Annotated in this window: 6 protein-coding genes; 4 read left to right on the top strand and 2 right to left on the bottom strand. The window is 67.8% G+C overall.

Annotated features, from left to right (window positions below; genetic code table 11):
• Positions 1-420 precede the first annotated feature (420 nt).
• The 3 genes from thpR (at position 421) to ACFFGN_RS28350 (ending at position 2,866) form a co-directional block, all read left to right on the top strand.
• Positions 421-990 (top strand): RNA 2',3'-cyclic phosphodiesterase, encoded by a 570-nt coding sequence (gene thpR, locus ACFFGN_RS28360; RefSeq protein ID WP_380053429.1) that lies wholly within the window; start codon positions 421-423, stop codon positions 988-990.
• Positions 991-1,102: 112 nt separating this feature from the next.
• On the top strand, positions 1,103-1,408 hold the full coding sequence (locus ACFFGN_RS28355; RefSeq protein ID WP_380053426.1) for a DUF4333 domain-containing protein: 306 nt from the start codon (positions 1,103-1,105) through the stop codon (positions 1,406-1,408).
• A 411-nt stretch (positions 1,409-1,819) separates the two neighbouring features.
• Positions 1,820-2,866 (top strand): hypothetical protein, encoded by a 1,047-nt coding sequence (locus ACFFGN_RS28350; RefSeq protein ID WP_380053424.1) that lies wholly within the window; start codon positions 1,820-1,822, stop codon positions 2,864-2,866.
• Here ACFFGN_RS28350 and ACFFGN_RS28345 read toward each other — a convergent pair.
• Both ACFFGN_RS28345 and ACFFGN_RS28340 read right to left on the bottom strand, forming a co-directional pair.
• Complete coding sequence (locus ACFFGN_RS28345; RefSeq protein ID WP_380053421.1) at positions 2,853-4,256, bottom strand: MFS transporter; 1,404 nt, start codon at positions 4,254-4,256, stop codon at positions 2,853-2,855. The two genes, ACFFGN_RS28350 and ACFFGN_RS28345, sit on opposite strands and share 14 nt — an antisense overlap.
• Positions 4,253-5,083: an ArsR/SmtB family transcription factor gene (locus ACFFGN_RS28340; protein WP_380053418.1), complete on the bottom strand. Its 831-nt coding sequence runs from the start codon at positions 5,081-5,083 to the stop codon at positions 4,253-4,255. The genes ACFFGN_RS28345 and ACFFGN_RS28340 overlap by 4 nt, the downstream gene beginning before the upstream one ends.
• A gap of 837 nt (positions 5,084-5,920) precedes the next feature.
• On the opposite strand from ACFFGN_RS28340, the gene ACFFGN_RS28335 reads away from it, so the two are divergent.
• On the top strand, positions 5,921-6,280 hold the full coding sequence (locus ACFFGN_RS28335; RefSeq protein WP_380053414.1) for a hypothetical protein: 360 nt from the start codon (positions 5,921-5,923) through the stop codon (positions 6,278-6,280).
• The last annotated feature ends 86 nt before the right edge of the window (positions 6,281-6,366 follow it).

Genomic DNA, 6,366 nt, shown 5'->3' with positions numbered 1-6,366 from the left:
CCCTACCCCATCACCACCACCCGAACCCATTCCTCAACAGGCTCTGCAACCGGGTAGCGGTCAAACAACTCGGCAGCGGCCACTCCGAAACCCGGCACCCGCGCAAAACCCCGGTAGTCGCCCGTCCAGACCCCATGGCACCCCTGCCCGAACCCCATCGCGGCCGATAACGCCGAAGGCCACGGCGCCGCCCCGCCCCGCCACGGCCGCACCCGGCTGGGCGTCGTGCCGATCGCACCTGGCCGTCGCGGTGTCGTGCGCGTGGTTAGCCATTGCGCCGGTGGGTTACCACCTCGGAATCCCAGGTGGTAACCCACCTTGCCCGTGGCCAGCCACTCTCGCGCCTGGCCCTGGCGGGATGCCGCGCATGGCAGCCGGCGGATTCGGTGGTCTCGGTGTGGGGGGCCGTACGATCCTCGGATGCGATTGTTCGTAGGAATTGTCCCGCCGTTGGAGGTTGTCGAGCATCTGGCCGAGTTCGTGGAGCCGCGCCGGTCCCACCCGGACGAGGATCTGCGCTGGGCGGCCGAGGACACCTGGCACATCACCCTCGCGTTCCTTGGCGAGGTTCCCGATTACAAGACCGATGACCTGGCCGAAGGGCTCGAGGTCATCGCCAAGCGGCAGAAGCCGATCGACCTGCGCTTGCGCGGGGCCGGCGCCTTCCCGGGGGTACCGAATGCCCGCGTGGTTTACACCGGCGTACAAGACCCCGAGGACCGCCTCGCCCACCTGGCGAGCATCACCCGTGGCGCGGTGAACAAAGCCGGCGTGCAGGTGGATGGGCGGAAGTTCACCCCGCATGTCACGCTCGCGCGGTTGAGCCGGCCCGTCGACGTACTGCGTTATGTCCGGGTGCTCGACACGTACGAAGGCCCGGAGTGGACCGCGAGCTCCTTCGAGCTGATCTCGTCGCGGCTGGGCGAAGGCCCGAGCCATGGTGCGGCGTACGACACCGTGGGCGAATGGGAGTTCTCAGGCCCTACATAGCTAGTCAGACCCGAAGTCCCAGGAGTCCGCCCATGCTCGTCTACGCCTGCCGGCGGCGTACAACCGGGATCCTTCTGGGGCGAACGACTCTTCGGCTGACTAGGCTCTGGTCATGAAACTCGGGGCAGTCACCGGAATCGCCATCGTGACCGCCGCAACCCTCGCCGGTTGCGGTGGTACGCCGTACATCTCTCAGGACACATTGCAGAACAGCGTGTCCAGTTCGCTGCAGAAGTCCGTCGGCACCAAGCCGGAGAAGATCGAGTGCCCGGACAAGGTCAAGGCCAAGGCCAACGAAGCCACCCGCTGCGTACTGAGCCACAAGGGCAAGAAGTACGGCGTCGCCGTGCGGGTCAAATCCGTCAAGGGCAGCAAGGCCAACTTCGACATCAAGGTCGACGACAAGCCGATGTCCTGACCACCGGCTCAAACCGGCCCTGGCGTGTTCGCGCCCGGGCCTCGGGTGGAGGGCGGTGCGGGGTGTGGCGGGGGCGCTGGCTAGTGTGAGGCGGTGGACCCCCGCACCCGGCGAATAGTCACCTCGGCCGTACTGGCACTGCTAGTCGCCATCGTCATCGTCGCCGCCGTCACCCAATAACCCTCCGCGCGTCCACCCCGTGCCGCCCTTCATCGGACCCTAGTTACGCGGCGTGTCGCCGTTCATCGGACGCTTGTGACCAGGCGTGTCGTCCATCATCGGACGGTTGTGACCATCGGCGTCGGCGCCGGTCGGCAGCGACGCGGCGGGATCAGCGACGCGGAGGGGGTAGCGGCGCGGAGGGTCTAGCGGCGCGGCGGGATTGTCGGCGTGGGCCGGTAACCTCCCGGCATGACCACCTCCGCCGGGCGACCGCCGTACCTGCTGCGTGCCGGGCTGGTGCGCAACGTGCACACCGCCGCGCATCTGACCACGTTCGTGGTGGCGGCGGTGTCGACCGTGCTGATCACCCGGTTGTTCCTGCGCCTGAGCGGTTATCCCCAGATCGGTACCGAGGGCGGTCTGCATATCGCGCACATGCTGCCGGGTGGCCTGCTGATGCTGGCCGCGATCACCTTGCTGCTCGGCTTCATCGGCCCGGTGGTGCGACCGGCGGCCGCGCTGATCGGCGGTATCGGCTTCGGGCTGTTCATCGACGAGGTCGGCAAGTTCGTCACCTCCGACAACGACTACTTCTACCGCCCGGCCGCCGCGATCATGTACGTCGTATTCGTGCTGCTGGTGCTCGCGGTGCAATTCGTGGGGCGCAGACCGTTCGATCCCCGCGAGCACCTCGCCAACGCGGTCGACCACGCCGTCGAGGGTGTCGCGGGCGGTTTGTCCCGGCAACGCCTCGCGCAGGCGTCCACCCAGCTACGCCTCGCCGGTGACGCGCCGGGCCGCGCGGAGGCTCGTGCTCTGCTGGCGTCCTGCCGTCGCGACGATGTCGAACTGCCCGCGCCGGTCGATGCCCTGTGGAGGCGGGTGAAACGCCGCTTCGACCGAATAGCCAGTCATCCGGTCGCACCCCGGGTCGCGGTCGTCGTACTGGTGGTCCAGGCCCTTGGCGCGCCCGTGTTCGCGGTGTTGTTCAGCCCGGAGCATGAGTTGACCGGTGTCCCGGTCCTCGGGGTGGCCGCGGGCAGTTTGCTGTCTGCCGTGTTCACCCTGCGGGGGGCGTTGCGGATGCGGGTGGATCGGCTGCGTGCTGTTCGGTTGTTCGAGGTGTCCGTGCTGATTTCGTTGCTGGTCACGCAGGTGTTCCAGTTCGCCGGGACGCAGTTCTCCGCGGTCGGCGGCATCGTGCTCGATCTCGTTCTGCTTGGTCTGCTCGGGGCGGAGCAGCTCCGTCTGCAGGAGAAGCTGCTCCGCGTTCCAAGCCTGCCTACGCGGGACTAACCGCCTTCGCGCCCGCCGCCAGGCCGCCCGCTTGTGCCAGGTCGTCCTGCGGGCGGGAGTCGTCATCGGGTGGGTCTTGGGCTGGGGTGGCGCCGCGGCCGCCCCAATCGGCGCGGCTGCCGATCATGGCGGGCATCGTGGTCGCGGCGAAGTAGGCGACACCGGCGACGACCAGCGCCGGAGCCAGTCCGATCCAGGCGATCGCGGCACCAGCCAGTACGCCGCCAAGAGGCATGCCGGCCCAGGCGAGCGATTCGGCCAGCGAGCCGACCCGGCCGAGCAGGCGCCGGGGCACGCGCTCGATGAACAACGCCCCGAGGATCGGATTGATGAAGCCCACGCCGAACCCACCGACGAGGCAAACCAGTACGACGGCCCACAACGGGGTGTCCCAGGCCATCACCAGGAAACGCGGCACGCTGCCGACCATGAACCCCAGTGTGAAGACCAGCCGGCGTGGCACCCGCTCCCCGATCGCGGCGGCTACCAACGCACCAACGGTCGCGGTGACACCAAAGACCGAGAACAGCAAGCCGATCTCCGCCGGACCGTAGCCCTGGTCGCGAACCCAGACCGGCAGCAGCACCGCGCTGTACGCGATATCCAGCAGATTGGTCACCGTGATCATCAGTACCAGCGCCAACATGAACTTGTCCTTGCGCAGGAAGTCCCACCCCGACAGCAGCCTGCGCCCGTAGCTCAGCTCCGCGTCCTCATCCGGCGTTTCCCCATCGGCCTGCTTGCGGGGTGCCCAGATCGCGATCAGTACGGCGCACACCGCGAACGAGGCCGCGTCGACCAGCAGTGCCTCGGCCGGTCCGATCAGCGCGATCAGGCCACCCGCGATGGCTGGCGCGATGAACCCGGCGGTCCGGTCCGTCGTACTTTCCAGGCCGGTCACGCGTTCGATCGGGACCCGCGCGGCCTCGGCGATATCCGGCACCATCACGCCCTTGGCCGTGTCGCTCGGACCACGGAAGATGCCGGCGATACCGACGAGCACCAGCAACAAGGGAAACGAGAGCCGGTCCATCAGTTGCAGGATCGGGATCAACCCGACCACGGCGGCACTCGCGGTGTCGGCGGTCATGCTCACCCGGCGGGGCCCGATCCGGTCGATCAGCGGACCACTGAGCGCCTTGCTGATCACCAGTGGCGCCATCTCGCAGACCACGACCAGGCCCATCTTGGCGGCGGATCCGGTGGTCACCAGGACCAGCCAGGGGATCGCGATGGCGCTGACGCGGGTGCCGGAGATCGACACCACGTTCGCGATCAAGAACGCGATCAGCGGCACGCGATTCGGCCGCTCGGGCCTTCCGTCGGCGGGGCTGTTCGGGTGGGTTGAGGTCTTTGCGGTGTCCGTGTTGCTGGAATTGGCGGAGGTCATTCGACGTTCCTCTGGAAGCCTTGGATCTGGACCGCGATCCGTTTCTGGCCCTCGGCCAGCGGTTCGGTCCGATCGGTCCGGTACTTGTCCAGCACGACCAGCAGTTCGTCGAACATCCGCTTGGCCTGATCGCTGGTGAGGTGAAACACGAAATCGGACAGCATTCCCACGTCGCGCCACTCGGCGTCGAGGGTGGGAATCTCGTCGATCGCGCGGAACATGTTCTCGGCGTAGATCTGTGCGTTCGAATGCAGATAGGCCAGCGCGAGCTCGGGATCACTGTCGAGCAAGGTGCTCTCGTCGAAGTACGTGCCGCGGTGCGCCGCCTTCCACCAGCGATCCCGCGCGTTTCCGCGTTCCTCGTCGTCGACCACCAACCCGGCATCGGCCAACTGCCGCAGGTGGTAACTGGTAGCGCCGGTATTCACCCCCAACCGCGAAGCCAGCGTCGTAGCCGTCTGCGGCCCGTGCATCCGCAACAAGCCCAGCAACCGATTCCGCATCGGATGCGCCAACGCCCGCAAAAGCCGCCCATCCAGCCGAACATCCAGCACCGGATCCGCATGCCACGAATGCTCAGCCGCCACCCCCTCGGTCGCTCGCTCTCCGTCGGCCGCCTGCCCGCCTTCGGCCGCCCGCTCTCCGCCGCCTCCGGCCGCTTCGTCCCCGCCGACCATCTCTGCACCTCCAGCCGGGCGGGTTGTGTCCCCCTCGCCTGGCGCCGGTCCGGTTGGCGCGGCGCCTTCTGCCGAGTTGTTCGCTGCTGCCACGCCCTCGGCCGTCGGGTCTGGTTCGGGCGTCGACGTCACCGCATCAGGGGAGTTCATGAGACGACCATAGATCACACAATCTCTTTGCAAAAGCCCTTTGCAAAGAGATTCTGCAGTCGGGGACGCTTCCTATTGGCGGACGCGGGCGACATATGTCCAGGTGCGCGCGGTAGAGGGTGGCGGCGGGGTCGGCGGCCGAGCTCGGGCGCGAGGCATGGTGCGCGTTCCAGCTGGAAGTGCAACCTTGAGTTGGCGGTTGGATCGTGAGCCGCTGCCGCTGCCGCTGCCGCTGCGTGCGTGGGCGGGCGGGCGGCGCGGCCGCACGGGACGGCGAGCGGCGGCGACGTGTGCTGGCGTACGCCTGTCCATGCCAGCGTTGCCGCCGTACATGCCAACATCTCCCGCATCCCCCACCTGTCGCTCGCACGCCCAGTCATCGCCTCCACGTCCCGCGCTCACTCGGACTGAAGTCATCGCCTGTACGTGCCGCTGTGCCGCGCGGCGGCCGCTCCTTGCTCGGACGTCTAGTCATGGTCTGCACTTCCCGCGCTGGTTCGGGCGTGAAGTCATCGCCTGCACGTGCCGCTGTGCCGCGCAGCGGCCACTCATTGCTCGCACGCTCAGTCATCGCTGGCACTTCCTGCGCTCGCTAGGGCGTCCAGTCAGCGCCTGCACACGTCGTGCTCGTCGTGCGTGTCGGTGGGCTGGGAGGCGGCGGTGACGGGGTGGGGCGTTTGTTGGGGTGAGGGGTGGCGGGGGGACTTGTGCGGGGTTATCCACAGTGGGGGAGATGGTGGTGAGTTCGAGGGCGGATCGCGGCATCTTCTCTGCCGAGAGGCTGATGTGGCCGCCGCGACGGCGGTCAGCGGTCCGCAAGAAGAAAGGAACCCAGACATGGTGCGGGTGTTGCTCGAGGAGTCCGATTACTGCGACGTCGCGGCGGATGCGCTGACGTTCGACGAGGGCGTGATCGTGTTCTGGAAGGACGGCGACGAGGTCGCGCGGCAGCGGCAGAACCGGATCCAGGGCTTGGAGATGCTGAGTTCGCCCGGCCGGCGTGTGGGCGAGGCGCGGAAGACCTTTCCCAACGCCTACAAGCCGTGGACCACCGAGCAGGAGCAGGTGCTGACCGAGATGTTCAAGGAAGGCAGCACGATGGCCGACCTGACCAGTCTGCTCGGTCGACAGCCAGGCGGAATCGAGAGCCGGCTCAGACACCTGGGCCTACTCGGCGACAACGAACACCTGGGCTGATCCACCCGATATCGAAGGCGGATCCAGCGGCGCCAGGTCGCGGCTGCCCCGGCGAAAGGCGGGGTGGGGCAGGAGTGACCGGGAGG

It is taken from the genome of Kribbella deserti (genome assembly GCF_042434725.1).
GTDB classification, from domain to species: Bacteria; Actinomycetota; Actinomycetes; order Propionibacteriales; family Kribbellaceae; genus Kribbella; species Kribbella deserti.
Note: the sequence above shows the minus strand (reverse complement) of the source record. Positions and strands in the feature narration are given on the sequence as shown.

Excerpts from the sequence above, each read along its gene's own strand:
- thpR (WP_380053429.1), top strand. The coding sequence starts at position 421 with ATGCGATTGTTCGTAGGAATTGTCCCGCCGTTGGAGGTTGTCGAGCAT.
- ACFFGN_RS28355 (WP_380053426.1), top strand. The coding sequence starts at position 1,103 with ATGAAACTCGGGGCAGTCACCGGAATCGCCATCGTGACCGCCGCAACC.
- ACFFGN_RS28350 (WP_380053424.1), top strand. The coding sequence starts at position 1,820 with ATGACCACCTCCGCCGGGCGACCGCCGTACCTGCTGCGTGCCGGGCTG.
- ACFFGN_RS28345 (WP_380053421.1), bottom strand. The coding sequence starts at position 4,256 with ATGACCTCCGCCAATTCCAGCAACACGGACACCGCAAAGACCTCAACC.
- ACFFGN_RS28340 (WP_380053418.1), bottom strand. The coding sequence starts at position 5,083 with ATGAACTCCCCTGATGCGGTGACGTCGACGCCCGAACCAGACCCGACG.
- ACFFGN_RS28335 (WP_380053414.1), top strand. The coding sequence starts at position 5,921 with ATGGTGCGGGTGTTGCTCGAGGAGTCCGATTACTGCGACGTCGCGGCG.